This is a genomic window from Bacillus cereus group sp. RP37, from assembly GCF_040459695.1.
Classification (GTDB): Bacteria; Bacillota; Bacilli; order Bacillales; family Bacillaceae_G; genus Bacillus_A.
On sequence record NZ_JARVHP010000001.1, the window covers coordinates 2153235 to 2180154 of the forward strand.

Below are 26920 nucleotides of genomic sequence, written 5' to 3' on the forward strand. Positions count from 1 at the left end.
CTGGGGGATGAAAACGAAATGGATGTGAAATATAGACCTGAACCATGGCAAAACATGGGGGATGGTATGAATCGAATTACAAAAGATGCACTCATAAAATTACAGCGCGCAAATGAATTATTGAAAAAAATTGATGGAAGAATACGAGATTTAGACTCAGATGGCAGTATACATTTTAACCCAAAAGATCAATCGCAAAAAATCGGGGAATTACTTGATAGCTATTCGACATTACAAAGGTATTGCGGAGAAGCAGGGCGATTGGTCTCTGAACATATAGATAAACCTTTTTTAGTAGAAATGGATAAATTCGCTCAAAAAATGAGAGATACATCTATTCTTAGCTTCGAAACAAATAACCGAATTGGCTCTACAACAACGACAGTATTACCAGATGCGCACGCAGGGTACGGAAGTGTACCACAAACAATAAAAACAAAAAAAGATAAAATAACAATAGAAGATATTTTTAGAGATTCACCTGCATTTGATAACGTACTGAGAGCGGAGTACAAAGAACTAAAAAAACAAAACCCAGATGCAAAACTAAATTATGAAGAATATAAGAAAGTAGTCCCATCCACACGAGGATTTGAATACAAATCGATAGAAGATGAACAGAAAAAACTAGAAATGGTGCGAGACATAGGAATAGGCGTAGGGATCATCATCACAACAATCCTTTGCCCGCCACTCGGAACCGCTGCCGCAGTTGTATACGGTGCTGTACAAATAAAAAGTGGTATCGACGGAGAAGACTGGGGAACACACCGGAAATTGAGCCAAGAAGAGCGGGTAGGAAACATCATTTTTGGCGGATTAGATGCAATCCCAGTTGTTGGAGCAGTAGGAAAAGGAGTAAAAGCATTCAAAGGCACGAATGAATTAGCTGATTTAGCGAAATTATTAAAATTCAAAGAAGGAATGCCTGGTTTTAATCCAAATTTGGGTAAAAATGTGGTACAATCGCTTAAGGAAAATAATCTATTAAAAAATTTAAAAATACAAGGCTGGAAAACCGTAGATAAGATTAATGATGCGGACTATTTCATTAAAGGTTTAGTAGCAAAAGGTGTGGACGAAACAACCGCCTTCATTAGAGGTGAAGAAGTATTACTTGATGGAAGCGTACGTAGATATGGTGGAACGAACTTCAGTGAAAGCGTAAAAGAAGCCCATGATTCCTCAAAGGCGAGCATTCAGAGTAGGATCTCGAATTTGGAGAGTGGTGGGGTTAAGGGTACGGGTGAAAGTGGAATTCCTCCTAGGTACGGTGAGAGAAAGATTACAGATGAAGAATATGAAGCATTAAGAAAAAAAACACCGACAGCAAAAATAAGAAAACAAGTAAATAAAGGCCACAATAAAAAGATAGAAACGGAAGATCAAGCTCTTCCTGGAAAAACTTTTATAGGTTCACTAGAAGCAGATCATATTGTGTCTATGGACAGAATTGCAAGTATGGAGGGTTTTGGTAATTTAACAGAAAAACAACAGTTAGAAGTATTAAATAACCCGGAAAACTTTACAGGATTAAGTAAATCTGCAAACACTTCAAAGCAATCTAAATCGTATGGAGAATGGACACATTATAAAAAGGGAACACCAGATGAGATAGAAGTTAGTCCTGACTTTAGGAGCAAGATGTTTACAAGAGAAAAACAACTTGAAAGAATATTGCAAAAACAAATTGATGATTTTAACAAAGAATAATATAAAATAATATTAAAAAGGATGGGGAAAAAATGAGTTCTAAGTTAGATATATTAAGAGAGTATAATGAAGATATTCAATTGATTAATGCAAATGAATTTAAGAATATAAACTTATCTTTAATTCCTGATTTATGGGTGGAAGTATTTAGTGAACAGGATAGAGAAAAGAGAATCAAGAAAATTTTAAGTATATGGAAAAAATATGTAGATAATAATTTATCTAATACTATTGCTTACTTATCAGAATACCTTGAGGATATTGAACTGATGGTAAGTGAGGACACCTATTCAATCTTGTATACAATAAAAAATCAAGGTGGAGAAGATTTATATTATGAAGGAAGAAATCCTAAAGATAGTTTTAATAATGAGGAATTAGAATCTTCATGGAGAGAAATTCCTGAATCTATTAGGGACTTTTACGAAAATGTTCATAATGGATTTTATGATTACACAAGTGAATCAATGGGATTGATGCCATTAGAAGCTATAACTTACTTTGGGGATGATGACTTAGAGTGGGGGATTATAGATGAATTGGAAGAACCTATAAGGATTAATTTAAAAACATCTTTTGGATTCTTTAGTAATGGTATGGGGAGCTACATAGCTATAGATTATGAAAATTGTAAGAATAACAATGCTACTTTTTGGTCAGCTAAGAGCCAGCCTAAATATAATGTTCACTTTTGGAATTTTGTAGATGAATGGATTGTTATCGGTTTTGAATAAAAGGTTTTTAAAATTTTGATACAAAGTCTATAAACTTAAAGAGATTTTTAGGTTTAGAAACCAAAAAGGAAGGCCAGGAATTATTCGTGGCCTTCCTTTTTGGTTACTTGCATTTTTACATTTTCAATTTTACTTTCAAGATACTCGAAGTTTTGCATTACTTTGTTCTCTAAGCTAGCATAACTAAATTGAACTTTTTAAAGGGTAGTAGCAATACCTTCTAATTGTTCTGTATTCTTTTCTAAGTTTATGAACAATTCTATTTCTCGTCTATCTGAACGTTTGCGTTCTTCTACTAGTAGTTTGTAATGAATACCTCTTTCTTCTTTTATGTTTTTGGTTAAGGGTACGGGTAAAACCGTAAGTGATTATCTTAATGATATGATAAAACCACATGCACATCATATTTTATTTAAAAAAGGCCTTCGTCAGAAGCAACAAGAACTGGTTCGAGAAGGTCAAGAAATATTAAGAAGGTATGGAATAGATTCAATAATTGGTAAAGAAAACCTTGTTTGGGCACCAAATGCTGTAATAGGACAACATAGTCTTGATGCTTTGGAGAATGTCGTAACTCGATTAAGGGCTGTTGAATTTGAGGGTGGTGAGCTTGACGATATCGTTGAAGCTCTTAAAGAATTAGGTGTATTAGCTAGCAGAAGATAATTGAATTTAAGGAGGATATGTTTTGGATAAAAAAATTGTAAACAAAGCAATAAGGAATGCAATTAAATTGGGAGATACTAGTGAAGTAAAACAATTAATAGGTGATGATAATGAAATTTTAAACACAATGACTTCATTTGGCACGTGGTTACATGTAGCTGCCAAGAAAGGACACCTTGAAATAGTTGAGTATCTAATTAATAAAGGTATAGATATTGATGCTAAAGGTGGTACATTTGATGCTTCTGCATTAAATTTGGCAGCAGGAGAGGGGCATTTGGAGATAGTAAAGTATTTAATAGAGACCGGCGCAGAATTAGATGTGAGCTTAGCGAAAAGAAATCCATTATTTGGAGCAATTTATGGTGGGCATAAAGAAGTAGTTGAGTTTCTAGTTGAAAAAGGAATAGATATTTCAATTAGATATACTGGAGAGAGTATTAAGAATATGGATGCATATGAATATGCTAGAGAATTTGGGCAAACAGAAATTGCTGAATATTTAAAGCGGAAGATGGATGAAAAAAAATAAACTGTTAAAAGAGTAAATACTCCTATGATGGTTGTACCATCATAGAGTATTACGTGCAATGATAGAATAGAAAACGAAGTACGAGCTTAGGTGCGATGACATTTTACTTGGTGGCGATAAACACATGGATTGTATATTAAACTAACGAGCTCGTACAAACTCGTAAGTTTTAACGTAGTAGTTTTCACCACATATAAAAGGTGTCATACTGTAACTACAAAACTTACAAATTTATGCTACTTAAAAACGTATAAACTTAAAGCACTTGATTGTCTATTTGAGGCAACAAGTGCTTTTTAAATTGAAAGGTATTATAAATTTATAGAAATTATTTTTATGAATTAAAGCTAACAGAAATTACTAGTATTATATAATTGAAAATACATTAGCAAAAGGTGTGGACTCCGTATCCCCAATCTTTAAAGGTGTAGAAATACTGCCAGATGGAAGTGTTGCTAGATCTGGAACGAACTATAGCGGGAAATTCCAAGAAGCCCATGATGCCTCGAAGGCGAGTATTCAGAGTAGGATCTCGAATTTGGAGAGTGGTGGGGTTAAGGGTACGGGTAATAAAACTAGTCAGGTTCTGGATGATATCATTAGGGACGGAAGTCATCTGCTTAAAGATGGAACATTAAAACCAGATGTTAAGATGTTAAGTATCAAGCAGGTGAATATGAGTATTTATATGAGACAGACAACATGGGGAGACTTAAAGAGTTTAATGCAGATGACTTAAAATTAACAGAAAGAGATAGTAGATTGTCACATAAATCGAATACACCAGGAAAAGAACCAGGAGACCACGCTGGACATTTAGCTGGTGATAGATTTGGTGGGTCTCCAGATTTAGATAATCTTGTATCTCAATCGAGTAATGTGAATTTGAGTAAATACAAGAAGTTAGAAAATCGATGGGCTGCGGCTATAAAAGGTGAAAAAAAGGTTTCTGTTAATGTTAAAGTTAATTATGAAGGAAAATATAGATATGATTTAGTTTATTCAAATGATGAAGAACTATTACCGAATGATATTTTTGATTTATGGTTTGAGGAAGTGGAGAAAAGTAATTGCTAAAGTGAACCTTGATGGGCTATATGCCTCTCAAGGTTTTTATAATTTTATACTGAAATTAAAAGCTTATAGTAAAAAGCGAAGCGTACGGGTGAAGTGAGGAACCTAGATAACATTCCGCGAATTGATGAAATTGAAGTAAACTGTAATTATAAAACTAAATTCGATTCAGAGGAATTTGCAAGACAGTTAAAAGATCAAGAAAAAGGTATGAATGCATTAACTGTATATGAGTACCAGCAAAATCGGAAGCGATTTATTGATGAAGGTAGAGCAATAGAAGGAGATGCAGCACAACAAGCAGCTAGTTGGTTGAAAACACAGGTAGCACTTCATAATCCGGATCAAATAGCAGGGGGGAATCCGTTGCATATTGGTGGGCTGGGAGATAAAAGGATAAATTCTTCACTAGGTAGTCAATGGCGGTATAGAATTGATATTGTTGATGAACAAATCAAGGAATTGAAAACAGTTTAACCTTAGAACAACGGAAAAGTACGTATTTAAATGTTAAATTTACATAGTAAAGGAGGAATGTCAATTGAGTATTTATAGTGATTTTAAAAAAAATAGTAAAGTAGAAGAGTATACAATAAATAAGTATAAAGAATACCTTCCTAAAGAATTGATTGAAGCATGGAGAATTTATGGCTATGGGACTTTTATGGATGGCTATTTAAAAGTAATAAATCCGGATGATTTTAGTTCTTTAGTAAGCGACACATACTTAGGGAGTAAAGGAACAATTCCTATTTTTACTACATCCCTAGGTGATATTATAATTTTTGAGAAAGATGAAAATCAAGAGTCGTATATAGTGATGATTAACTATCGGAAAGGTAAAACAAAAGTGTTAGCCTCAAAATTCTCTTTGTTTATTAGATTTTTAGAGGAAGAAGCATTTAAACAAAGGGCATTAGGTTGGTTACCTTATCCAGAGGCAATAAAACAATATAATGAACCAGAGTATGAAGAATGTTTTGGTTATACACCTTTACTAGGGCTTGGTGGAGAAGAAAAAGTAGAGAATTTAAAAAAGGTGAAATTGAAGGAACATATTCTAATTATTACTGAGTTTATGGGCCCTGTCCAATAATAGAAAAAGCAGCATGTGTTTTGATCCTATGCGAATGGATATATAGGATTAGTTTTAATAACTTATACTTACTAATTCATTTGCACATATGTCAATGTCCGTATTGCTAAAATTAAATATACAATAACTCATAAGAAGGTTAATGAAAATAAAGTATATGTTGTGTGGAAAGAAAAAGAATAGGTTGTTAGAAAGTACGTACTTCATGATGGTTGGACCAAATGATAGTAAAGAAAAAGGAGTACGAGTTTTGGTGAGATGACATTTACTATTTGGATGATCTAAATACCGATAAAGTCACTCATAAGTGGGAAACTGATTCAGATTTACCTGGTGAAGATAAATGGGGAAATATAAAATAGTTACATGGCTTTATTTTTAGTATTAAGGAGGATATAAATGAAACCTAATTATTTTTCAATTTCAATGTACCCCACAGTATCTTTTAACGAGGAAGAGATACTGGGGCGTCTTCTGGATGTGTTTGAGTCAAATGAGAAATTTGCTCCTACTCATTGGGGCAACTGTGAAACAATACGGGTAGAATATAACCGCCAGGAAATTATTAGAAAAGTGATTTCGGAGCGTAGGGTATCTGAAGTTCACTTGTATCGTGATAAATCTGTAAACTATAGAGGGAGCTTTCAAGTTAACTTGGGCCATGGCTCATTTTTGGAGTTTGAGTTTCAAAAGTCTGTACCAAAAAAAATGTGGCCGGATTTTTTTGAACTATCTGATCAAATCGCAGAAATTGTGAAACCACTTTATGGAGTGGCGCAAATTTGTTGGCCAGTACCCTATCCGTGGAATACGGAACGTGAACGTTTGCTTATGTGGATGAATATATCTTCACTACCTATACCAGTCGAGTTTCTTCCCAACGGTCCCTTGGGGCTAGGAGCTAGAACATATTTTGGTAGTCATGTTTTGGACATGTTTGGTAGAGATTTATTGTTAAAGAGTCCAGGAGTTATATCGGAACTGGATTGGGGTGGTATTTGCATAGATCTTTTAAAGGCCCCATTAGAGGCTGATGGTGATATATTACTAGATAGTTGGTTACATGTAATGGAATATTTAGAACCAGCTCAAGTAATAGCTATACCAAGTTTTGATGAGGATCGGATGGGGGTATCTTATTCTCCAAATGTCGTTTGGGAGATTTATCTTAAAAGATAAATCAAAGGAGATAGTAATAATGAAGGAGAATAGCAACAATAGAATAAAAGTCATGGAAATATTAAATATTAAATCGATCTCAATACAATGATGAGGTTATAGATGGACTAGATATGAGTGATTTAGATCTTACTTTTTCAGATTTTTCAGAGATGAGGGCAGAGTGTATCATGGCAAAACGAGTTCTGTTAAGGGCGTCTTCATTAATGAGAGCATCTTTTTTTGATTGTGATTTTGAGTTGGCTGATTTCAGGAGCTGTAATTTAGAGGAAATGCATATTGCAGATTGTAGATTTGGTGAAGCTAATTTCTCTAAGGCCAATATGAAATATGCAAAGGTAAATATAACTAGTTGTTTTGAAACATGTTTTGATGAAGTTGATTTTTCATATGGAGAATTAGTTGGAACTATATTAAATGATGTAAATGTAAATTAATTGAAAATTGCAAGGGATTATTGGAGGTGTAATGTGAAAGCTAATAAAGCATTTGAATGCGTATGTAATCTAATATCTGAAAAGTATTTAGATAATGGTTGGAAGTATTCTAAGTCTGGTCATTGGATGAGTAAAAAAGATAAAAATTTCATTTATAAGGTACTCTTTTATACAAGTTGGAATAATATATCTGATAAAAATGTAGTATTTTATGGTGAATGCGCAATTCTCCCTTTAAAATCTAAAGATAAAATATTTCATATTAATACACGTCAGTGCAATGTACCAAGCGGTCAGTTATATTGGAACATTGCAAATGAGGAAGAGTGGGAGCGGACAGTTAACGAATTCACTAATTGGTTAAATAGTGTATTTATGCCAATTGTAGAAAGGTGCACGAATGATTTGAACAACTTTGTAAAAGAGGTTGTTGAAAGGGGTTTTTATCCTCAAAAGGGTTATATGGTAGATATAAATTTTATATTAACACACGGGTCGCGCGAATTGGCAGAGGAAGCTATCAAAAGATACCATAATAGTTTGGAAGATTCGATAAAAAAAGAATTTAAAGACAACTATGAAAGTATGGTGTGTGGTAATGAAGCAGTTAGTACATATGGTAATAACATGATGAGAAATTACACTAATTTTAGAACTATCATAGAAAATAAAATAATTGTTACTTTATAGTATATAAAATAGTTTGACTTAGTAAGTGATAATTGGTACTCCAGTTATCGCTTTTTGTTTTAACTAAAGGGTACGGGTGAAACTCCTAAGATAGCTGAAATAAAAGAGAAAGATCTTAGGAAGCACATTATTAAAGGGAAAATGGAAGGAAAGAACTTGCGCCAAACGTACGCTATATTATTGAGGACGGTTATAAATATACAACAGATGAACTTGGTAGAATAGTAGATGTCGAGGCGGAAGGATTAATACTTCAAAAAGGAAAACGAAACACAGGAATGCAAGTGGCTGCAGGAAGAGAAGATAGATTGCCTGATGATGATTATGATGATGGTGGGCACTTGATAGGAACGCAATTCCATGGATCCGGTCATATTGATAATTTAGTCGCTCAAAATAAACAAATTAATCGTTCGGGTGTAGAATGGGCTAATGCATTAGGTGGAAAGCCTCCTAAAAAAGTATCAGTAAAGATTGAACCAGTATACTTAGGTTCATCGCTAAGACCAAACTTATTTAAAATAAAATACCAAATTGAAGGTCAACGTAAGGTAATACGTGAAATACTTAATAAAACAGGAGGTTGATGTAAAAGTGTTCGAATTAGAATTAAATAAAATCTATCAAAATATAGCTCAAAAAATAAATGATACAATTCCCGTAGAATGGGATATCTTTTATTTTAATGCAGAGATTCATAACCAAGAGGGTGGGGTATTATTCTTTTTCAATACCCCAGATAGATTAGATGAATATATATATTCCCATGATATACCAGATGTATTTAATGTAAGTGAAAAAGAATATGATAAGAAATATGATGAATTATTTCATTTAAGTATAGAGTTACAGGAAATATTTACAAAAAATAATCAGGAACCTTGGTATTCTTTTGACATGATTGTGACATCTGAGGGTAAAGTAAAAATTCATTATGGGTATACTAAATGGTATCAATCTACTTTTGGACCGAGTGACCGAGTGAATTATTTTGAATATAAATATTTAGGGAAGAAACCTAGTAATGAAAATGAGCGAAGAAAATTCGAAGAGATGAAAGAATATGAAGAGCAAAATAAATCTTAAAATATTTTTTGTTAAATTAAGGAATGCATAATTACCGAGTAAACATGTAAAATATCCAAATTAACTAGCTTTAGTTGGACTATTGAAAAAAAAGAATAGTGACGGATTAATGTTACTTATAAAACATATGAAATTAAAGAACTTGATTGTTATTTTGGACAACAAGTGCTTTTTTCATAGATGTATTTAAACTTAATGAATAATGCGCGGTATATATTAATAAAAGAAAATAAATTGTTAATATTGTATAATTGAAATTAGAAGAGCAAAAGGTGTGGGTTATACCGAAGAGTATTCTTTGAGAAATGATTTATTAACTCTTATTGAGGAGTGTGAATATGAAAGTTAATCATTCTGACTATGGAGGTTTTATTGTTTCTAAGAATGTTGTAGCCGGAAAACCAATACGTTATACATTTAGAGAAAAATCAGAAGTTCCTCAATTAAATGGGTGGACTATTTACTCTTCAGAAGATAATGATGAATATGTAAATGATTCTAGTAATTTTCAAGTTTTAGGAGCAAACTCTGTATTAGAAATAGCCCCAGTTATGTTAGAAATTTTTGATGCTCCCTATGGAACAGACCTATGTTGGTTGTATAAAGAAGGTGTTCATGTAGGATTTTATGATTTGATAAGTGAAGATGAGAAAGATATTGTTCAAATTGTAAAAGGAAATTGATGCTATTTTGTGAGTTCCTTGATCACTAACAAAAATACATTTCCAATAAGAAAAGTCAACAGCGACGTTAGGAGAACGTAATGGTCTGTTGACTTTTTTTATAGTGTCATTTCATGACAAGATTTATTTATCATCTTCGTTTAAGTTAATGGTTTCTTTGTTTTTACCAGCAATTCGTAGATTATTCAATTTGTTTTTACGAACTTCAAGGATAGCTTTTCTCATGTCTCGTTCGATTCGTTGCTTGTAAAGAAGTTCTGTAAATGCTCTAAAGCATTCATTGCCACTTCCAACATGCACTCGAATCAATCAATCTAAATAAAAAAGCTCGCCTTTTTCATTCTTATTTTTTCAACAAAAACCGACATTCGCTCGCAAATCCTCAATAATATTAATTTCATCGGCAATACCATTGATATTATAGTTTGTCGGCTTGATATTTTAAGATTCCCAATATTTTAAAGGGAATGATGTTAAGATTACAATGAAACTAGATAAAAGTTTATATATTAAGCTAGATGATATACAGTTTAAAAATTGAAAAAGGTGAAGTGCCAAGAGAACTTTTTACTCCACAATAGCTTGATCAGATTGAAAAGGGAAGAGCTAGAATAAAGGAGGTTACTTGGCACCATCATCAGGTTCCTGGAAAGATGTAATTAGTATTAGAAGATATTCATGGGGCAGTTAACCATATTGGTGGAAATAAATGATGGGGAGAGGGTATGAGATGAGAAAAGATTTAGAGTGGGAATATGCTGATGCAGAAGTATCAGAAACTAAGATTAAAGAAATTGGATTACAATTAGGCTTCCAGTTACCTCAAGATTATATTGAGTGTGTAAAAATAAATGGAGGTGCGAGTGTATTACCAGAAGAATTTAATGTAGGCAATGTAGAGCGTTGCTTTGGCAGTTTATTTAGTTTTGATGAGGAAAGTAGTGAGTACATTGTTAAAAAGTATGAAATATACAAACCTACGCTTCCGCAAAAGATTTTCCCTATTGCAATTGATCCAGCAGGAAATTTAATATGTTTTGACTATAAAAATGCCAAAAGTAACCCTGTTGTGGTATTTTGGGAACATGAGAATGCTGGCGAAAAAGAAATGTTAATGCGTCAAGAAGGGTTAACAGAAGCACAAGTAGAAGAACTGGCAAGAGAAAATGTATTTTACATTGCAGATACATTTACTGATTTTTTAAGTAAATTACACGATTAAAAAATATAATGATGAATGAAAAATAAAGTTTATGTGAAGTGGATAAAAAATAATAGGATATTTGAACTATATACTCCATGATGGTTGTACCATCATGGAGTATTATGTGTAATGATAGAATAGAAAAAGAGGTACGAGCTTTGGCGAGATGACATCTTACTGGAGGCTGAATATAAATTATGGAATGTATATTAAACGAACTCGTACAAACTCGTAAGTTTTAACGTAATAGTTGTTACCACATATAAAAGGTGGAAGAGAAATTATGCTAAGGGATAAAATCAAAAATGATATATATTTTAACGAATTTATCGATTATGAGGAAAAGAGAATAGAAAAGTTTTTAATATTGGTTGAAAAGGTTATTGGGGAAAGAGGCAAAGGTGATAAAGGTGTAAGGAATGGATATATAGCGCTACAGGGATATCATTTTAATAAATTAAGGGCAATGTACTCTGCGGGTTGTTCTATTCAAACTATTCGTGATTTTTTACCTGAAGTAATAAATATAATGGAAAAAGTGTGGAATAAAGAAAGTGGATATATACGTATGTTATGGATGATATCTATAGCAGTAATGCTAAATGTTGAAGATAAAGAATTTAATAGACTAATAGCGATGGTAAGGAAAGAAGGATTAAATGATTATTTGATTAATTATTTTATTGCTTTTAGAAATGGTGAGCCATCAGATTTTTATGAGCAAAGTGAGTTTTATGTAAAAGATCCATATTTAAAATTAAAAGAAGTAATTGAGAGTAATAAAATTTCACAAGAGAATGCTATAAAAAATTTAGAGAAATATATAAAGGAATATTGGTATAAGGGACATTCAGAAGAAGCATGGTATGATGCACATGAAAATAAACATGACATTTATAGTGGTTACTGGAGTTTTGAAAGTGGAGCAATCGCTAAAATTTTTAAATTAGATGACTCAACCTTGAAAGATAGTTCATATTACCCTTATGATATGGTGCATTGCCAAGAAAAATAAATATTAGAATCCACAGTGATAAAATTTTATACTGTGGATTTTTTAAATTTGTGTTTAAGTACCTACTAAGGATACGTGGGAAGTAAAGGACCTAGATAACGTTCCGCGAATTGATGAAATTGAAGTAGACTTTAATTACGTAACTAAATTCGATTCAGAAGAATTTGCAAGACAGTTAAAGGATCAAGAAAAAGGTATGAATGCATTAACCGTATATGAGTATCAGCAAAATCGGAAGCGATTTATTGATGAATGTAGAGCAATAGAAGGAAATGCAGCACAAAAAGCAGCAGGAGAAAGAGCATTAAGAGATAAATTGAATAAGGATTAACACTTAAGGAAGTGAATGAATGAAAACTCAAGCAGTCCTATATAATCCAGGTCAAGTCGCTGAGGAGATTCAGTATTTATGTTCTCAATGGAGGATTGAATAAATGTACTAGATGAACAAATTTGAAAAATATCTTCGAACGTGAATGAAGAGCAATTGAAAAATATCTATTTGAATGTCAAATTAACAAATTGAAGGAGGGAAAATTTTGCATACCTTAAAAATAATGAGTGAATTTAAACTGGAACAAAAAGTCCCTGAAAGTATAATTGAAAAATATTCTAATACACTTCCTGAATCATTAACTGGTATTTGGAAAGAGTATGGATTTGGAACGACCTTGAATGGATTTCTTAGGTTAATTAATCCTGAAGATTATTTTGAAATTGTGAAAGAAACATATATTAGACATCAAAATACAATACCATTATTTACAACAAGTATGGGGGATATCCTTTTGCTTGAGAAATATGGTGATAAATCATATATTATTCAATTAAATTATCGTAAAGGAAAATCAAAAGTCATTGCTTCTAAATTTGAGCTATTTTTAAGGTTTCTTGAGGAAGAAGAATATTTAGAAGAAGACATGGAATGGAATCCTTATTTAGTAGCCATCCAAAAATACGGAATACCAGCTTATAATGAGTGTTTTGGTTATATTCCTCTTCTTGGATTAGGAGGGACAGAAAAAGTAGAGAATCTGCAAAAAGTTAAATTGATTGAACATATTTATTTAATTACGCAGTTTATGGGGCCGATTGAATAAATGATTGTAGACCAAGAGATTATTTAATGGTAGTCACCTTTATTTTAAATAAGACTTATTTCCCGTAGCAAAAGGCTTGGATAATACCCCATTCTTCATAAAAAATCAAGAGGTATTACTTAATGGAAGTGTACGTAGATACGGTGAACGAACTTCAGTGAAAGCGTAAAAGAAGCACTAAAGAGGAATCCTAATGTTCGAGTAAAAGATTTAACTGTAAATGTTATAAGAACAGGAATTAATAAGAATAAGCCTGGTGAAATTACGTTCAAGTGTTGTCCACATTGCTCATATTTATTGAAGGAATTTGAAATGATATCGGAGGTTTCTAAATTTGGAAGATAAAATATTAAATGGAGAATACGTTATGAATAATGGCAAAAAGTTTGGAGAGGATTTTGGATATGGAGGAGATGAATACGATTCTTTTATAGTAGAATATGATCGAGACAATAATGAGCATATTTTTACTGGAATCATTTATGACTGTTATGAGAATGGTAATTTAGCAAATTACTATATGGTTAAGGATGGAATTAAAAATGGAGAAATGGTTAATTTTTATCCAAATGGACAAATTAAAGAAATTAAACATATAGAGAATAATACTTTAGAAGGTATACAAAAAGAATTTTATGAAAATGGTGTTATAAGATTAATGGAACATAGAGCTTTAGGGAGATTAGTGAGTTTTAAAAAATATGATGAAAAAGGAAAAATAGTAGAAGAAATGAAGGAAACAAACAATGAAATCTACGATGTCAGATACCATAAATATTGGGGAAATTGGATTAGAACGCATACCAAAGTAGAAGAAAGATTACATGAAATGCAAAACGATCGATTTGCAATTAAAGATATTACTTATATAAATTCGGATCATGAGGGACTTCGAAAATATATAGTAATTTTAGCACTTAATAGCGACGGTATATTTGAAAATAATCCCCCTTTCATTGAGGATTTGCTCAAAGTAACCATCATGCTTAAAGAAGAACTAGATAATAAAAATTTTGTCATAGATTTAACCAATAAGACTGGAACATTATACACAACTTGGTTATCATCAAAAGAAATTAAAGAAGCAAATAATATCGAAGATCTTGTAAAAGAGAGATTTCCTGTGAATTAAATGTAAAATCCTTTTTATGTTTGGTATTTGATGAGAACGCACAATATTTGAACGTCTCAGTCCAAACCCATCAACTTAATATTTTTATAACAACCCATTCTAAAAATCACATGTATTTTTGTTTCGGGATGAATAAGGATAAATTTGGAATAAAGGTATACAAAGGGGGATTCTCTACAACTGTAATACATGTTATCATATTATTAAAATCCCTAAAATTTCCTTTAAGAACAAAAATGAGCTTATATTTGTTTATTTATTTTATGTTACAGTTCCATATGGTAGTCAATTAAAAAACTTTTAAATAGGAGTATACATAATGAAAGCAAAGAAACTCGTAATGTTAGCAATTCCAGTTATGTTATTAGTAGGTTGTGGGACAGATAAAGTAGACTCAAAAGCGAAGGATAAAGTAGAGTCTAAAGCAGAAACAAAAGAGAAGTTATCGAAAGACATTTATCCAGTACGTATGACTAGCTTATCATCTGAGTTAATGGGAAAAATCACGAATATAGTAGAAGTAGCAATGAATAAAGAAAAGGATGAGAAAACTTTAAAGAAAGAAGTCCTAAAACAAGAATCTGAGTTACAAACAATCATTGCTAAGTTTGATAAGATTGAACCACCAAAAGAGTATGCAAAATCACATAAAGATTTACTAAAAGCAGTTGATTGTTATAGTAAAGCTTACTCAAAACAAGCTAAGTATTTTAAAGCAAATGAGAAGGATATAGACCCTGATAAGAAACAGGAAATCACAGAGTTAATCGAACGAGGTAATAAGTATTGGATATCAGGATTCCAACCTGTCCAAGACGAAACATCTAGAGTAGGCGCTGTGAATGCAAATAAAGCTGTAAAGGATAAGCAGAGTGCATTGGGGGATACGGACTCTGACACGATAAAAAGAACAGATGATGCCCCTAAGTCAAACGATGTATCTAATTTAGAAGAAGTTACGAAGTATAAGCAAGACATTATAGACAGTTCGAATGCAATTGCAGATACAATGCACTTAATTGAAGGAATAGCAGGTTCAGACATCAAGGCTTATGTACAGAAGAAAAGTGAAATCCAACTAAGTGTAGGTGGAGCAAAAGCAAATGCTAAGAAACTAAAGGAATTAAAAGCACCTTCAGGATTTGAGGGAGAACAAAACGAGATAAAACAATCCATGCAATATTATGAAGATGCTTTCCAACTTCTATTTGATGCAATAGAGCAAGAAGATCAAGCTAAACTTCATGAGTCAATGGGTAAGACACGTATAGGTGCAAAGATATTTGATGAAGCAACAAAGGGTATTGCAGATAAATCAAAATAATAAAGGGAATATGTAAATGAAACGTAAATTGTTATCTTTAGTTGTTCCAATCATGTCATTGTCAGGAATAGCTTGTTCTAGCAAAGACGTTGCAGAAGAAAAGAAGACTGATAGTTTGCAAGTAGCTGTAGATTATCAACTCAAGCCCCCACTGAGATGAAACATTTCAGTGGGGGCTTGAGTTAGAACGATAGGTCTTTTCGTCTATCGCTAGGAAGTTTGACGCTCTAGCATTCATGCCACCTTATGGTAATGCCCCAAGTATGTTTTTTGTTGGTACTAGAAACGAACAATCGTTTCCCCACTTGCACTATCCTTTCGAAAAACGGTAGTCCTGTTGTGATAATATCAAGTGATAAACCCGATTTAAATGGGATTCCTCCTCAACCAAGACTTTGGGGAAGAATAGTGAAATTTATTATACTGATCCAAGTAGTGGTAAAGTGACTCACATATGGAACTATAATCCGATTCTACCTGGTGGAGGTCAGGTTATGCCTGTACCCTCAAAGCCATACCCAGGGTTAGGGTGGATTCATCATCCTGAGAAAAGCGCAGGAGTTTGGGGAAATGACCAAAAATATGCTGAACGATTAGAAAAGTAAGGGTGATTATTTTGGTAATGAAGGATGCTATGAGCAAATATTTTAATTTAAGAAAAGAATATTTTGATAAAGGGTTAGATTTTTTATTTAAAACGCCATACAGCGAAGAAGTGGCTTCATTTATATATAAGGGTGAAATGGATGATGAAAAAGAAATTTCATGGAAACCTATTGAAAAAAATAATAAGAATGATTTAACGATGATTGAGGAAAGGTTTGAAATTAAACTGCACACTTCAATTGATGATTATTTTAATTCTTATTGGTTTGCTGATTTAGATGGATTTATTGGTAATCATTATATTAGGCTAGAACCTGTATTACCAAATATTGAATTGGATTCCTTCGAAAGTAATTTAGAAGGGTATAAAAACAATCATAATAAGGTTGATAAGACTCCGATAGGTGTAGAGGGGAACGGTTTGATAGTTGTGTTACATAATGTAAGTGGTAAGGTTGAATTGGAGAATTTTGAACGAGGTTCGTTTAAAGCGATTTCGGATAGTCTAGATGAGTTGATTTCTAATTTAAAGTTACAAAAATAATATACTAAGAACATTTATATGAAAAAATGTCTGATATGAAGTGTAGCCTAAGTGTTAGATGCAATTGGACTGCAGTTTTTTATAGAAAGATGTAATAAAAGATCAGGCTAAGACCTACAAAATTTATGCTATTTAAAAAACATATGAACTTAAAGTGCTTGATTGTCTACGAAGGCAACAAGTGCTTTTTTTATACAAAGGCATGTTATAATTTTATTAGGAGATTATTTAGATTATATAAATAATTTAAATTCAATGAATAGAAACGATAGATAACATCATAGTAGGATTTGAAAATATAGAAACTACCTAATCGAAGCAGACCTTTATGTTCTTAATCAAGTAGCTGTTAGGGAATTGATGGTATGGGGTATAAAAGGATAATTTATTTCTTAGGTAATCAATGGCGGTATAGAATAGATATTACTGATAAACACATTGAGAAAATAGAAAAAAGCATGACACCAGAACAACAAAAAAATACTTATTTGAATGTAAAGTTAATACATTAAAGGAGGAGTTTAAATGGAGCAATATTTGAAAGATTTTAAGTTACATAATAAAGTTCCTAGTGAAACTATTGAAAAGTATAAAAACTTAGTACCAAATGAAATAATAAATTTTTGGAGTAACTATGGATTTGGTACATTTATGCAAGGGTATTTTAAAAGCGTAAATCCAGAGGAATTTAAAGAGATTTTGGAGGAGAGTAGTCAAAGATATAAGGATTCAATAGTATTGTTTGCTACGGGTATGGGAGACTTGGTTATTTGGTCAGATGGATATGTTAGATTACTTAATTACAGGTATGGTATAGTAAAGACCATTATGTTTACATTTGAATTTTTCTTTCAAAATATTGCTGATTTAGAATTTAGAGATGAAGATTTATCTTGGCAACCTTATCCCGAAGCGCTTAAACAATATAATGAGTTAGAGTATGATGAGTGTTTTGGGTATACACCTCTATTAGGGTTAGGTGGTGCAGAAAAAGTAGAGAACTTAAAAAAGGTCAAATTGAAGGAACATATTCTTATTATTACTGCTTTTATGGGGCCAGTAGAGGTATAAGGTTCGTTCTAATGAATTAGACTTACTGCTTATTTTATATTTTACAAGCACATATGAAATTAAAGCACTTGTCGATTAAAGACAAGTGCTTTTTTAATAGATAGGCATGTTATAAATTTAATTATTTTTATGAATTAAGGCTAACATATATTAGTAATATTATATAATTAAAAATAAACTAACGAAATATTTCGATAATAGACTTTCTTTTATTAAAGGTGTAGAAGTATGAATTAATGAAAGTGTAAAAAGAAGTTTTTGTGGCCTTTAAGGAAGGTATTCAGTATGCAGAGTAGAACCTCGAACTTGGAAAGTTATGTTGTTAAGGGCACAGGTAATCTTGTAAAAGAAGTAGCTTCAAAAAAACTGTTACCAATAGAAGGTGACATAAGAACGTATAAAAATCTAAATAAAGCAGAATCAGTTAGCTCAAATAAAGGATGGTTAAAGAAAAAGTACTTGAAAGAAAGATACAGGAACAGATTGACGACTTTAATAAACAAAGAAAAATGGGAGATGAATAGTAGATGGATCAAAAACTTAATTATTTAAAAAGGTACAATAAAAATGTACGAATATTAACAATCGATGAAATTAGTAGACTGGATGATAATGAGATACCAATTGAATGGAGAGAACTGTTTTATAATGACGATATTAAAGGGAGAATTGATTTACTTCTGAACATATGGGGGGGAAATGTAGGGACTGAATTACGGAATACGATCTCCTATCTAAATAAACATCTAACAAATGTTGAAATTATGGATGTAGAAGGGACTTATTCGATTTTATACACAATAAGAAATTCCAAAGGAGACATATTATATTACGAAGGGTGTAATCCTCAAAAGGGACAAAAAAACATAGAATTAGAGGATGCATGGGATAAAATACCTGCTTCAATTCGAAGTTTTTATGAAAATGTTCATGATGGATTTTATTACTATGCGAGTGAATCAATGGGCTTAGTTCCACTTGAATCAGTAACATATCTTGGGGACGAGGATATTGAATGGAGTATTATTGATGATTTAGAAGAGCCTATAAAAATCAACCTAGATTCATCGTTTGGTTTTTTCACTAATGGTATGGGGAGCTACGTAGCTATAGATTACAATAATTGTATTGATAACACTGCTACCTTTTGGTCTGCAAAAGTAAAGCCCAAATATAATATCAGTTTTTGGAGTTATGTAGATGAGTGGATTGTAATTGGTTTTGAAGCGTAACTAGGTAAAGGTGGTTTTATCATAGTATTTGTCCACGGTAATGACAAAGATCTTGGTGATAAGGTTTAAATTATAAAATTACCATGTTTAGTAAACTTTCATGAGTGTGCTCCATAGGGGAATTTCCGAATAATCCTATTTTAACTAACAAATCCTTCAGTTGTATGTATAAAATGTTATCAGGAATTGGCGAAAGATAAAGGTCCACTTGGTGTGTTAAAGCGATTCAGTTAATAATCGAAGTAACTTTAGAAATTGACGAAAGTATTAAAGTAAATGGTAGGCTTAATCTAGAAATAAGAAATGGAAAGTAAGTTGAATAGTTGGAGGTTGATTATGGCTAATATAAACTTCGATAGGTTAACAGAAGACGGCAAAGTAATATTTTTTCTTGGACTTTCAGAAAAAGTTTTGTCGGTATTTTCTCAAAAAGAAGAGAAAATTTTTGCCCAAGAAGTAATATATAAGTGTTGGGAGTGGGTAGAAGATAAAGAAAATATAGGGGATATTCTTTATGATTTATTGGATAATGAAGAAAATGGTATAACTATAATTCAAGAGATGTCAGTTAATGAAGTAGATGTCATAGCATGGAACTGCATTATTGATGCAGTTGCTTACACTAGTAGAAAAGCATTTGAAAAAGAAGGTGTCAAATATTATCCAGAACCAATTGCTTTAGTTGATGACACATTAGTAAACCATTGTATTGAGTGTTTTGAAAAGTGTATAGAAAATTCAGATGGTTATATACAGAGAATAAGTTCTTTATTATATGGTTACCAGGATGAGGAAATTGCGAGTGATTTACGAAAAAAAATCCTTACCATAAACAGTTTATGCAACACGAAAAAGAAGGTACGATAGCAGAATTTGAAGACGCTATTAATAAAGAAGGACTAAATGTAAAGTTAACGTAGTGGAGGAGTATAAATGGAGCAATATGTAAAAGATTTTAAGTTACATAATAAAGTTCCGAGTGAACTCATTGAAAAGTATAAAAATATAACCCCTAAAGAAATAATAGATTTATGGCAGGATTATGGATTTGGAACATTTATGGCGGGGTATTTTAAAAGTGTCAATCCAGAAGAGTACATTGATATCTTACAAGAGAGTAGCCAAAGATATACGGATTCTTTAGTTTTATTTGCAACAAGTATGGGGGATTTAGTCATCTGGGCTGATGGTTATGTAAGATTGCTTAATTTTAGATACGGGGTACTTAAAACACTTATGCCAAACTTTCTATACTTTTTTAAAAGTTTGGATTCGGAAAAATTTCGAGAAGAGTATTTGAAATGGAAACCATATCCAAAAGCAGTAGAAACATATGGAGAAGTGTCTTATGACGAGTGTTTTGGATACATCCCTTTGTTAGGGCTTGGTGGAGCAGAAAAAGTAGAGAATTTAAAAAAAATCAAATTGAAAGAACATATTCGTATTATTACTCATTTTATGGGGCCAGTTCAGTAATAATAAGGAGCATGTGCCTTAATACTATGCGACGAATATAAATATATGAAACTAATGAACTCGTACAAACTCGTAAGTTTTTACGTAGTAGTTGTCAATACATATAAAAGGTGCCATAGTACTCTAAAACTTACAAAATTAATGCTATTTAAAAGAGATGAACTTTGAGTACTTGATTGTCAGCTAAAGACAACAAGTGCTTTTTATTTTAAGATTACAACATAGGGTACGGGTAATGTACTTAAAGGCTATTATCAATCAAGATCAAATGGAAAATGGCATCGACCTGTTGGGGAATACGCCTGGGAAAGGCTCCAATACGGGGAGAGAAGTAAATGGAAAGAATGGGAAATTCAATTTCATCGAAAATCCGTACAAAAAGTGATGGTGAAAATGAAGGAAAACATCCAACTCTAAATACGCCGGTTAATAATGCTGTTTTTAAAAGATATTTTGATTAATATGACGCACAAGGTTTGCGAGGAACTCAATTAATTCACCATCCTATTGGTGGTGGAGGACAAGCGGCTGAAATACCGAAACCTTTACATCCGGAATTTGGAGGAATTCGTACTGCCGAGAAGCGTTTAGGTATATAGGGTAGTGATAGTCCGTATGCAGAGATGCTCCAAAAACTTCTTAATAAATAATAATTTTTTAAATGGAGTGAATTAAGATGAAGGCAGAGATGCTGAAATATTTTGAACAACTTATAGAAGTATGGCATGGATTTAATAATTCATTGCCTAAGGTACCATGGAATGAGGCAGTTATACCGACTATATATGAAGATGAAATTGACGAAGAGGAATATATATGTTGGAAACCTGTTGAAAAAAATGTAATTCATGATTTTCTAGATATAGAGGAAGGACTAGGGATTATTTTTCATGAATCAATTAAAGAGTATTTTAATTCTTATTGGTTTGCAGAATTGGCCGGTTTTTATAAATCGTATAATATAATACTCGAACCAGTATTACCAGGGATTGAATTAAATAATTTTGTTGTTCAATTAATTGGTTATAAAGAAACTCATGAAGATAAATTAGATAATATACCATTAGGTGTAGAAGGTGAAACTGGTTTTTTGATAGTAATTGATAATAATACGGGTGTAGTTAAATTAGAAGACTTTGAAAATGGAACGTATGAAATTTTAGCTGATAGTATTGAACAACTTATATTAGACATTCAGTTAAAAAAATAAGTATATTGGATGGGGTTTCAAATGATACAAGTACTAAAATAACAAAAACATAAATTTTAATATATCATTTGTGTAGGATATAAAAGGTATCGTGCTGCTATTATAAAGCTTATAAATGTATGTTCACCCAAAAAAATGAACTTAAGGCAACCAAGTGCTTTTTTTATTAGTGCATGCAATGCTATAAAATTATTTTATATGAATTCAAGTTAACAAAATTTGCTAATATTATATAATTGAAAATATATTAGCAAAAGACATGGACAATACCCCATTCTTCATAAAAGATCAAGAAACATTACTTAATGGAAGTACACGTAAATAGGGTGGAACGAACTTCGGGAGAAAGAGTAAACAATAAAGGAGATATGTAATGAAAATAAATGATGCCGATTTTGGCGAACTTGAGTTTAATAATTATGATTGGATTGGATATAAAAACATTGATTTTTTTGGGAACGAAGTTAAGGTGACGTTAATAGTTAGGGGAGAAGATGATGGTCATTTTGAGAAAGAACAATATACGGCATATAACTTTTTAATAGAAAGATGGCTACAATTACAACAAAGTATTTTAGAGTCTATATTAGATTATTATAAACAAAAAAGAGATGAACTTGGTTACGATGTTGAGCCTAACGAAAGTTATCCTTTAATAGAAACAGCTACTCAAGTTCTTGAAAAAATAACCTTAGTTGGAATTTTTATTCCGGATAATGATCTTATCGATTTTCTTGATATTGGACTTACATTTGACTGTACGTGGGATATGGAAAATGGATTAGGTCTTTGTCTTATGAAAGGTGAAGTAACAGAGGTAGGTTATCAGGATGTTGTACTTTAAATTTTGAAGCCTATTTTTATAGAGACAATAATATTGTTTAATTATTCATTCGTAATATATGAGCTGCAGCTTTAAAAGAAAAATCACCAAAAGAAGTAACAGTTAAGGTTGATGTAATATACTTTGGGAATGATATGAGTCTATACAAATTTATAGTTACTTACAATATAGATGGTAAGCCAGGTAATGCAAAATTAAAAATTTTATAAAAGGAGGGAAATGTAGTATGAAAGAGTTTGAAGATAGATTTAGTGAATTGCAAGCTGATATGATATCCATATGTATGGAATATGTTGAAGATAGAGCGGATAAAGTATATATTTACGCTTCATGTGAAGTTACCAACATAGGAGCTAGTAATATTAATACAAAATAACTAGGAGGATTCAAATGATAGAACTGAATTTTTAACTATAGGCAAAAAGTATGTATTAAATGACGATCCTATTACTAATAATGATGAGAAGAAAGTTTAATAAATAGTTTGTAGGTTTATGTATAAAAGAATGTGTGAATAGAAAGGTAGTAGAATTATGAAAGAGAAAGTATCCATATGGGTTGGAAATTTTGAGAGTAAGGATGAATTTTTGAATTATACAAATAATGAATATACAGAAGATGGAGATAGTATATCTTCTAATTTCGAAAAGGACTTTAATTTGATTTATTATGATCGTGATTTAGTTGAAAAGGAATGGGTTAGTCAATCAAAAAATAATATAAAGGATTTATTGAAAGGTTTTTCTTACGTTGATCAATTTATTCAACGATTTAAGTATACAAACTGTGAAAAGAAATTTAACGCAGCCATTTTAATTTACAATATGGGATACAATGCTAAGCAAAGAAAGGTTAAATATAAAAGTAACGAATTAGAATTTGTTGGAATTTATCAATATAGTATACCTATTGATGATAGATGGTAAATTTAAAGTTGGCTATAATTATGAGTATCTTCCAGAGGTAAATTCGTATGAATGACAATATGGGAATATACAATTTAACCTCATACCTAAATCTAATTTCAAAAAGAAATATTTGGACATTCATGAAGGGAAGAAAGTTTGAGTACAGTGGATTGTACTAGTACTGGATTGAGCATATTAAAACTTATAGTAGATTAATACAAATTCATATTAGTTTAATAATCAATGTAAAAAGATGATGTAATACATATACTATTAGAATGAAAGCATTAGGAGAGGCAATTTATGATAATAATGAATAATTACTCCAAGGTAGGAACATATATCATGTTAGAAAGTAGCGGATATTCAATAGTCGAAAAGAACAAGGTAGAGTTGGTTAGACAAGGTGTTGGAGGATTTAGTGAAGATGGGCAGGTAGTTGGTATATATATTAAAAATAACAAATTATATTTTTTCTATAATGGACTTTCATTTGAAACATCGATAGGCAATTTCATTTGTGTAAATAGGTATATTTCCAAATATGAAAGATGTTTTAGTGTAACAATAGCAGGCCGAAATATCTGCCATATAGTTTACGAGCCTTTTATTGATCCGGGAATGATCTATTATGATGCAGATCCTGAAGAGTTTGATGTGTTACTATACTTAAGTAAATTATTGAAGAACGAGGATTCTATTAAGAGATTTTTGTACGGAATGGAAATGCTAAAAGAGCAGCATAAAGAATAGTGTTTTGGGTGTGGATACAATGAACTTTAAAATGTAGTACCATTACGAGTTAATTTGAATAACGCTATAAGAAAATTATCGGCATCTTTACGGAGAAAAAAAGAAGTTGAGATAAGGGGATTAATATGCAAAATATTCAACTAGCTAAAGGAATTCGTACAGCCATTAAGCAAAATAATGTTAAAGGTGTAGTTGAGTTAATTGGTTCAGATACTGAGCTCTTGAATATGTCGATGAGACCGTTTGGAACTTTTCTTCATGTTGCAGCCACACATGGAAAGCTTGAAATAGTCAAGCGACTTATAGAATTAGGTGCTGATATAAATAAGCGCGGTGATGTATATGGTGGTGGGGCACTTAACCAAGCGGCTTCAAAAGGACAGTTTGAAATTGTTAGGTATCTATTGACTTGTGGAGCTGAAATGGATACGAGTGAACCGGAAAGGAATCCTTTGTTTGGTGCTATTCAGGGTGGATATATAGATATTGTAAAACTTCTGATTGAAAATGGAATTGACATTCACGTTAAGTACACGGGAGAATATATGAAAAATATGAATGCGTTAGCATTTGCACATGAACAAGGGCAAATAGAAATAGCGAATTTATTGGATGCTACTAAAAGAGGGGCATATAAAGATACTGGGGAAAATGAAAAAACTGAGATTTTAGATTATATAACAGAACAATTCGGCCCCATTGAGGATACTATCAGTGAAATCATACCCGGTAGTAAGGTATCAATTGATATTCAAATTATATTGCCATCAAAAAAACATGATTTTATAACTCTTGTGACTACTGGGATGAGTGATTTTGCAATGGATGATTCGGAAGACAGTAAGGGATTTAAGTATGCTGAATTAGTATTAAAGTTGCCTGCAAATTGGCCAATAAACAAAACAGAATTGACGAACAAAGATAATTATTGGCCTTTGAAGTGGGTGAGAATGGCTGCTCACATACCTCATAAATATGATGGTTGGTTAGAGGAAGGGGTCATTCTTCCAAATGGAGAACCTCCAATGCCATTTGCTTCTAATACAGAATTATCATGTATTTTAATCGGTAGATCTAAAGAGGTAAGAAGTTTTGTAGATTCAGAAAATAGAATGATTAATTTTTATACTTTAATACCTATTTATACAGAAGAAAGAATCAAAGCTTTACAAAAAGGACATGAATATTTAATAGGAAAATTTGATGAATGTGGTGTTTCAGATGTACTTGATATTAAAAGAGAAAACATTGGATTAAAAGAACAAGACTAGAGGTATTACATTTACTTGTTATAATATGTTTGATACGTAAGAATATTATGCCAGTATCCATTGACCATGGATGCTGGTTTTTTAACAGATATAAAAAATTGTAAGATTGAGTATATGTTTTTGAATGAAATTGCTTTAAAACTGGGGTATGCTGTAAATATTACTGGTAAAATTATATCATTTAGATAAATAGATACGTGTGATAGTTGTAGCAAAGTAATAGCTGAATTTGCTAATAAATATAAGAATATTGAATTGGAAGTTATTCGCAATAACGATGAAAGACTTAAACTATAAAAGAGGAGTGATATCATGGAAGACTGGGAATATAATGAAATATTTGAGGTGATTAACGAAGACTATAATGATTATTTAAAATTAAATAGGGGACATGATTATGCAATAGCGAGAACTGTTAATGAATATATAAATGTTGGAAAGGTAGAAGACTTTATTGTTGATACTGCTGTAGGTGAAATATTGTTATCCAAAAATAAGGTCTTTATTGGATATGTTGAAGGGATAACAAAGAGATTAAGTATGTTTAAAGATTTAGATGTTACAAACGAACTGACACATGAAGAAATAGTAGACTTGACTAATAGGGTAGAGAAAGTACTAGATGGTCTTAGTAAGGTTGAGATAGATTATAACCTTTATTTCGAGTAGTTATTTGCGAAATTGAACAAGGATATTTTTAAATTATGAATTAATGATGTGCTTTTTATGGATATTTACTTTGGACAACATGAAAGATGATATGCTGAAATTCAGAGCCCATGAAGGTAGTACCATCATGGAGTACAATGTACGATGATAGAATAGAAAACAAAGTACGAGCTTAGGCAAAATGAAATTTTACATAGTGGTGAATATAAACACATGGAATGGGCATGAAACCAATAAACCCATAAGTTTTTACGTAGTAGTTGTCAATACATATAAAAGGTGCCATAGTACTCTAAAACTTACAAAATTAATGCTATTTAAAAGAGATGAACTTTGAGTACTTGATTGTCAGCTAAAGACAACAAGTGCTTTTTATTTTAAGATTACAACATAGGGTACGGGTAATGTACCTAAAGGCTATTATCAATCAAGATCAAATGGAAAATGGCATCGACCTGTTGGGGAATACGCCTGGGAAAGGCTCCAATACGGGGAGAGAAGTAAATGGAAAGAATGGGAAATTCAATTTCATCAAAAATCCGTACAAAACGTGATGGTGAAATAGAATTTATGGCAAGTGATAATAAATGGTATCCTCTAGATCAAGCAGATATGACTCATTTAACTGATGTAGTTTTATGGTGGAATAGTACATACAGGTAGACATTATG

34 protein-coding genes and 3 pseudogenes are annotated in these 26920 nt (G+C 31.8%); all 37 read left to right on the plus strand.

Annotated elements, in window-relative coordinates; translation table 11 throughout:
• The first annotated feature begins 18 nt into the window (after positions 1-18).
• The 37 genes and pseudogenes from QCI44_RS11420 to QCI44_RS11600 all read left to right on the plus strand — a co-directional run bounded on the left by QCI44_RS11420 (position 19) and on the right by QCI44_RS11600 (position 26912).
• Positions 19-1713 (plus strand): hypothetical protein, encoded by a 1695-nt coding sequence (locus QCI44_RS11420; RefSeq protein WP_098413128.1) that lies wholly within the window; start codon positions 19-21, stop codon positions 1711-1713.
• 32 nt (positions 1714-1745) lie between these two features.
• Positions 1746-2447 (plus strand): SMI1/KNR4 family protein, encoded by a 702-nt coding sequence (locus QCI44_RS11425; RefSeq protein WP_098413129.1) that lies wholly within the window; start codon positions 1746-1748, stop codon positions 2445-2447.
• 381 nt (positions 2448-2828) lie between these two features.
• Complete coding sequence (locus tag QCI44_RS11430) at positions 2829-3113, plus strand: AHH domain-containing protein (protein WP_098413147.1); 285 nt, start codon at positions 2829-2831, stop codon at positions 3111-3113.
• A 22-nt stretch (positions 3114-3135) separates the two neighbouring features.
• Positions 3136-3645, plus strand: a complete 510-nt coding sequence (locus QCI44_RS11435; RefSeq protein WP_098413130.1) for an ankyrin repeat domain-containing protein — start codon at positions 3136-3138, stop codon at positions 3643-3645.
• 382 nt (positions 3646-4027) lie between these two features.
• Positions 4028-4722: pseudogene (locus tag QCI44_RS11440) on the plus strand (DNA/RNA non-specific endonuclease); the annotation flags it as partial.
• A 93-nt stretch (positions 4723-4815) separates the two neighbouring features.
• Positions 4816-5196, plus strand: a complete 381-nt coding sequence (locus QCI44_RS11445) for a polymorphic toxin type 15 domain-containing protein (RefSeq protein WP_223261050.1) — start codon at positions 4816-4818, stop codon at positions 5194-5196.
• Between the two features lie 64 nt (positions 5197-5260).
• The gene (locus QCI44_RS11450) at positions 5261-5815 is read left to right on the plus strand and encodes a T6SS immunity protein Tdi1 domain-containing protein (protein ID WP_016087098.1); all 555 of its coding nucleotides are present in this window, start codon (positions 5261-5263) and stop codon (positions 5813-5815) included.
• Positions 5816-6214: 399 nt separating this feature from the next.
• On the plus strand, positions 6215-6994 hold the full coding sequence (locus QCI44_RS11455) for a hypothetical protein (protein WP_098413131.1): 780 nt from the start codon (positions 6215-6217) through the stop codon (positions 6992-6994).
• Positions 6995-7013: 19 nt separating this feature from the next.
• Positions 7014-7413, plus strand: a pseudogene (locus tag QCI44_RS11460) (pentapeptide repeat-containing protein); the annotation flags it as partial.
• Between the two features lie 51 nt (positions 7414-7464).
• Positions 7465-8121: a hypothetical protein gene (locus QCI44_RS11465; protein ID WP_098413132.1), complete on the plus strand. Its 657-nt coding sequence runs from the start codon at positions 7465-7467 to the stop codon at positions 8119-8121.
• A gap of 63 nt (positions 8122-8184) precedes the next feature.
• Positions 8185-8708 (plus strand): annotated as a pseudogene (locus QCI44_RS11470) (DNA/RNA non-specific endonuclease); the annotation flags it as partial.
• A gap of 7 nt (positions 8709-8715) precedes the next feature.
• On the plus strand, positions 8716-9207 hold the full coding sequence (locus QCI44_RS11475; protein WP_098413133.1) for an immunity protein YezG family protein: 492 nt from the start codon (positions 8716-8718) through the stop codon (positions 9205-9207).
• A gap of 338 nt (positions 9208-9545) precedes the next feature.
• A complete protein-coding gene (locus QCI44_RS11480) occupies positions 9546-9890 on the plus strand; it encodes a DUF2185 domain-containing protein (RefSeq protein ID WP_061672664.1) in 345 nt (114 codons plus the stop codon).
• Positions 9891-10620: 730 nt separating this feature from the next.
• Complete coding sequence (locus tag QCI44_RS11485) at positions 10621-11112, plus strand: SMI1/KNR4 family protein (protein ID WP_033660170.1); 492 nt, start codon at positions 10621-10623, stop codon at positions 11110-11112.
• Positions 11113-11377: 265 nt separating this feature from the next.
• Positions 11378-12109, plus strand: a complete 732-nt coding sequence (locus tag QCI44_RS11490) for a PoNi-like cognate immunity protein (RefSeq protein WP_098413134.1) — start codon at positions 11378-11380, stop codon at positions 12107-12109.
• A gap of 118 nt (positions 12110-12227) precedes the next feature.
• Positions 12228-12440 carry a polymorphic toxin type 15 domain-containing protein gene (locus QCI44_RS30625; RefSeq protein WP_223261053.1) on the plus strand — a complete coding sequence of 71 codons (213 nt, stop codon included), beginning with the start codon at positions 12228-12230 and terminating at the stop codon, positions 12438-12440.
• Between the two features lie 226 nt (positions 12441-12666).
• The gene (locus tag QCI44_RS11500; RefSeq protein WP_098986744.1) at positions 12667-13209 is read left to right on the plus strand and encodes a T6SS immunity protein Tdi1 domain-containing protein; all 543 of its coding nucleotides are present in this window, start codon (positions 12667-12669) and stop codon (positions 13207-13209) included.
• Between the two features lie 334 nt (positions 13210-13543).
• Positions 13544-14341, plus strand: coding sequence for a toxin-antitoxin system YwqK family antitoxin (locus tag QCI44_RS11505; RefSeq protein WP_353811134.1), 798 nt, complete (start codon positions 13544-13546; stop codon positions 14339-14341).
• 319 nt (positions 14342-14660) lie between these two features.
• Entirely contained in the window at positions 14661-15665 is a 1005-nt protein-coding gene (locus QCI44_RS11510; RefSeq protein ID WP_016134950.1) for a DUF7018 domain-containing (lipo)protein, read from the plus strand.
• 634 nt (positions 15666-16299) lie between these two features.
• Positions 16300-16815, plus strand: coding sequence for a SecY-interacting protein Syd (locus tag QCI44_RS11515; RefSeq protein ID WP_016087113.1), 516 nt, complete (start codon positions 16300-16302; stop codon positions 16813-16815).
• Positions 16816-17180: 365 nt separating this feature from the next.
• Positions 17181-17327 carry a polymorphic toxin type 15 domain-containing protein gene (locus tag QCI44_RS11520; protein ID WP_116349016.1) on the plus strand — a complete coding sequence of 49 codons (147 nt, stop codon included), beginning with the start codon at positions 17181-17183 and terminating at the stop codon, positions 17325-17327.
• Between the two features lie 13 nt (positions 17328-17340).
• On the plus strand, positions 17341-17886 hold the full coding sequence (locus tag QCI44_RS11525; protein WP_061672657.1) for a T6SS immunity protein Tdi1 domain-containing protein: 546 nt from the start codon (positions 17341-17343) through the stop codon (positions 17884-17886).
• A gap of 285 nt (positions 17887-18171) precedes the next feature.
• On the plus strand, positions 18172-18438 hold the full coding sequence (locus QCI44_RS11530) for a hypothetical protein (RefSeq protein WP_353811135.1): 267 nt from the start codon (positions 18172-18174) through the stop codon (positions 18436-18438).
• On the plus strand, positions 18414-19118 hold the full coding sequence (locus QCI44_RS11535) for an SMI1/KNR4 family protein (RefSeq protein WP_098413137.1): 705 nt from the start codon (positions 18414-18416) through the stop codon (positions 19116-19118). Before QCI44_RS11530 ends, QCI44_RS11535 begins: the two co-directional genes overlap by 25 nt.
• A gap of 336 nt (positions 19119-19454) precedes the next feature.
• Positions 19455-19985: an Imm6 family immunity protein gene (locus tag QCI44_RS11540; RefSeq protein ID WP_098413138.1), complete on the plus strand. Its 531-nt coding sequence runs from the start codon at positions 19455-19457 to the stop codon at positions 19983-19985.
• Positions 19986-20051: 66 nt separating this feature from the next.
• Positions 20052-20594: a T6SS immunity protein Tdi1 domain-containing protein gene (locus QCI44_RS11545; RefSeq protein WP_098413139.1), complete on the plus strand. Its 543-nt coding sequence runs from the start codon at positions 20052-20054 to the stop codon at positions 20592-20594.
• Between the two features lie 335 nt (positions 20595-20929).
• The gene (locus QCI44_RS11550; RefSeq protein ID WP_262984261.1) at positions 20930-21055 is read left to right on the plus strand and encodes a hypothetical protein; all 126 of its coding nucleotides are present in this window, start codon (positions 20930-20932) and stop codon (positions 21053-21055) included.
• A gap of 15 nt (positions 21056-21070) precedes the next feature.
• Entirely contained in the window at positions 21071-21193 is a 123-nt protein-coding gene (locus QCI44_RS11555; RefSeq protein WP_255302416.1) for a hypothetical protein, read from the plus strand.
• A gap of 77 nt (positions 21194-21270) precedes the next feature.
• On the plus strand, positions 21271-21804 hold the full coding sequence (locus tag QCI44_RS11560) for a SecY-interacting protein Syd (protein ID WP_098986738.1): 534 nt from the start codon (positions 21271-21273) through the stop codon (positions 21802-21804).
• Positions 21805-22177: 373 nt separating this feature from the next.
• Complete coding sequence (locus QCI44_RS11565) at positions 22178-22648, plus strand: DUF6985 domain-containing protein (RefSeq protein ID WP_000700046.1); 471 nt, start codon at positions 22178-22180, stop codon at positions 22646-22648.
• A gap of 226 nt (positions 22649-22874) precedes the next feature.
• Complete coding sequence (locus QCI44_RS11570; protein ID WP_176542258.1) at positions 22875-23024, plus strand: hypothetical protein; 150 nt, start codon at positions 22875-22877, stop codon at positions 23022-23024.
• A 157-nt stretch (positions 23025-23181) separates the two neighbouring features.
• Positions 23182-23574, plus strand: a complete 393-nt coding sequence (locus QCI44_RS11575; RefSeq protein ID WP_353811136.1) for an immunity 22 family protein — start codon at positions 23182-23184, stop codon at positions 23572-23574.
• A 285-nt stretch (positions 23575-23859) separates the two neighbouring features.
• Positions 23860-24309 carry a hypothetical protein gene (locus QCI44_RS11580; protein ID WP_016087115.1) on the plus strand — a complete coding sequence of 150 codons (450 nt, stop codon included), beginning with the start codon at positions 23860-23862 and terminating at the stop codon, positions 24307-24309.
• A 125-nt stretch (positions 24310-24434) separates the two neighbouring features.
• Positions 24435-25580, plus strand: a complete 1146-nt coding sequence (locus QCI44_RS11585; RefSeq protein WP_016087116.1) for a suppressor of fused domain protein — start codon at positions 24435-24437, stop codon at positions 25578-25580.
• Between the two features lie 189 nt (positions 25581-25769).
• Entirely contained in the window at positions 25770-25877 is a 108-nt protein-coding gene (locus tag QCI44_RS11590) for a deaminase domain-containing protein (protein WP_223261054.1), read from the plus strand.
• Between the two features lie 15 nt (positions 25878-25892).
• Positions 25893-26249, plus strand: a complete 357-nt coding sequence (locus tag QCI44_RS11595; protein WP_098986737.1) for an Imm3 family immunity protein — start codon at positions 25893-25895, stop codon at positions 26247-26249.
• Positions 26250-26753: 504 nt separating this feature from the next.
• Complete coding sequence (locus QCI44_RS11600; RefSeq protein ID WP_211481063.1) at positions 26754-26912, plus strand: hypothetical protein; 159 nt, start codon at positions 26754-26756, stop codon at positions 26910-26912.
• Positions 26913-26920 lie beyond the last annotated feature (8 nt).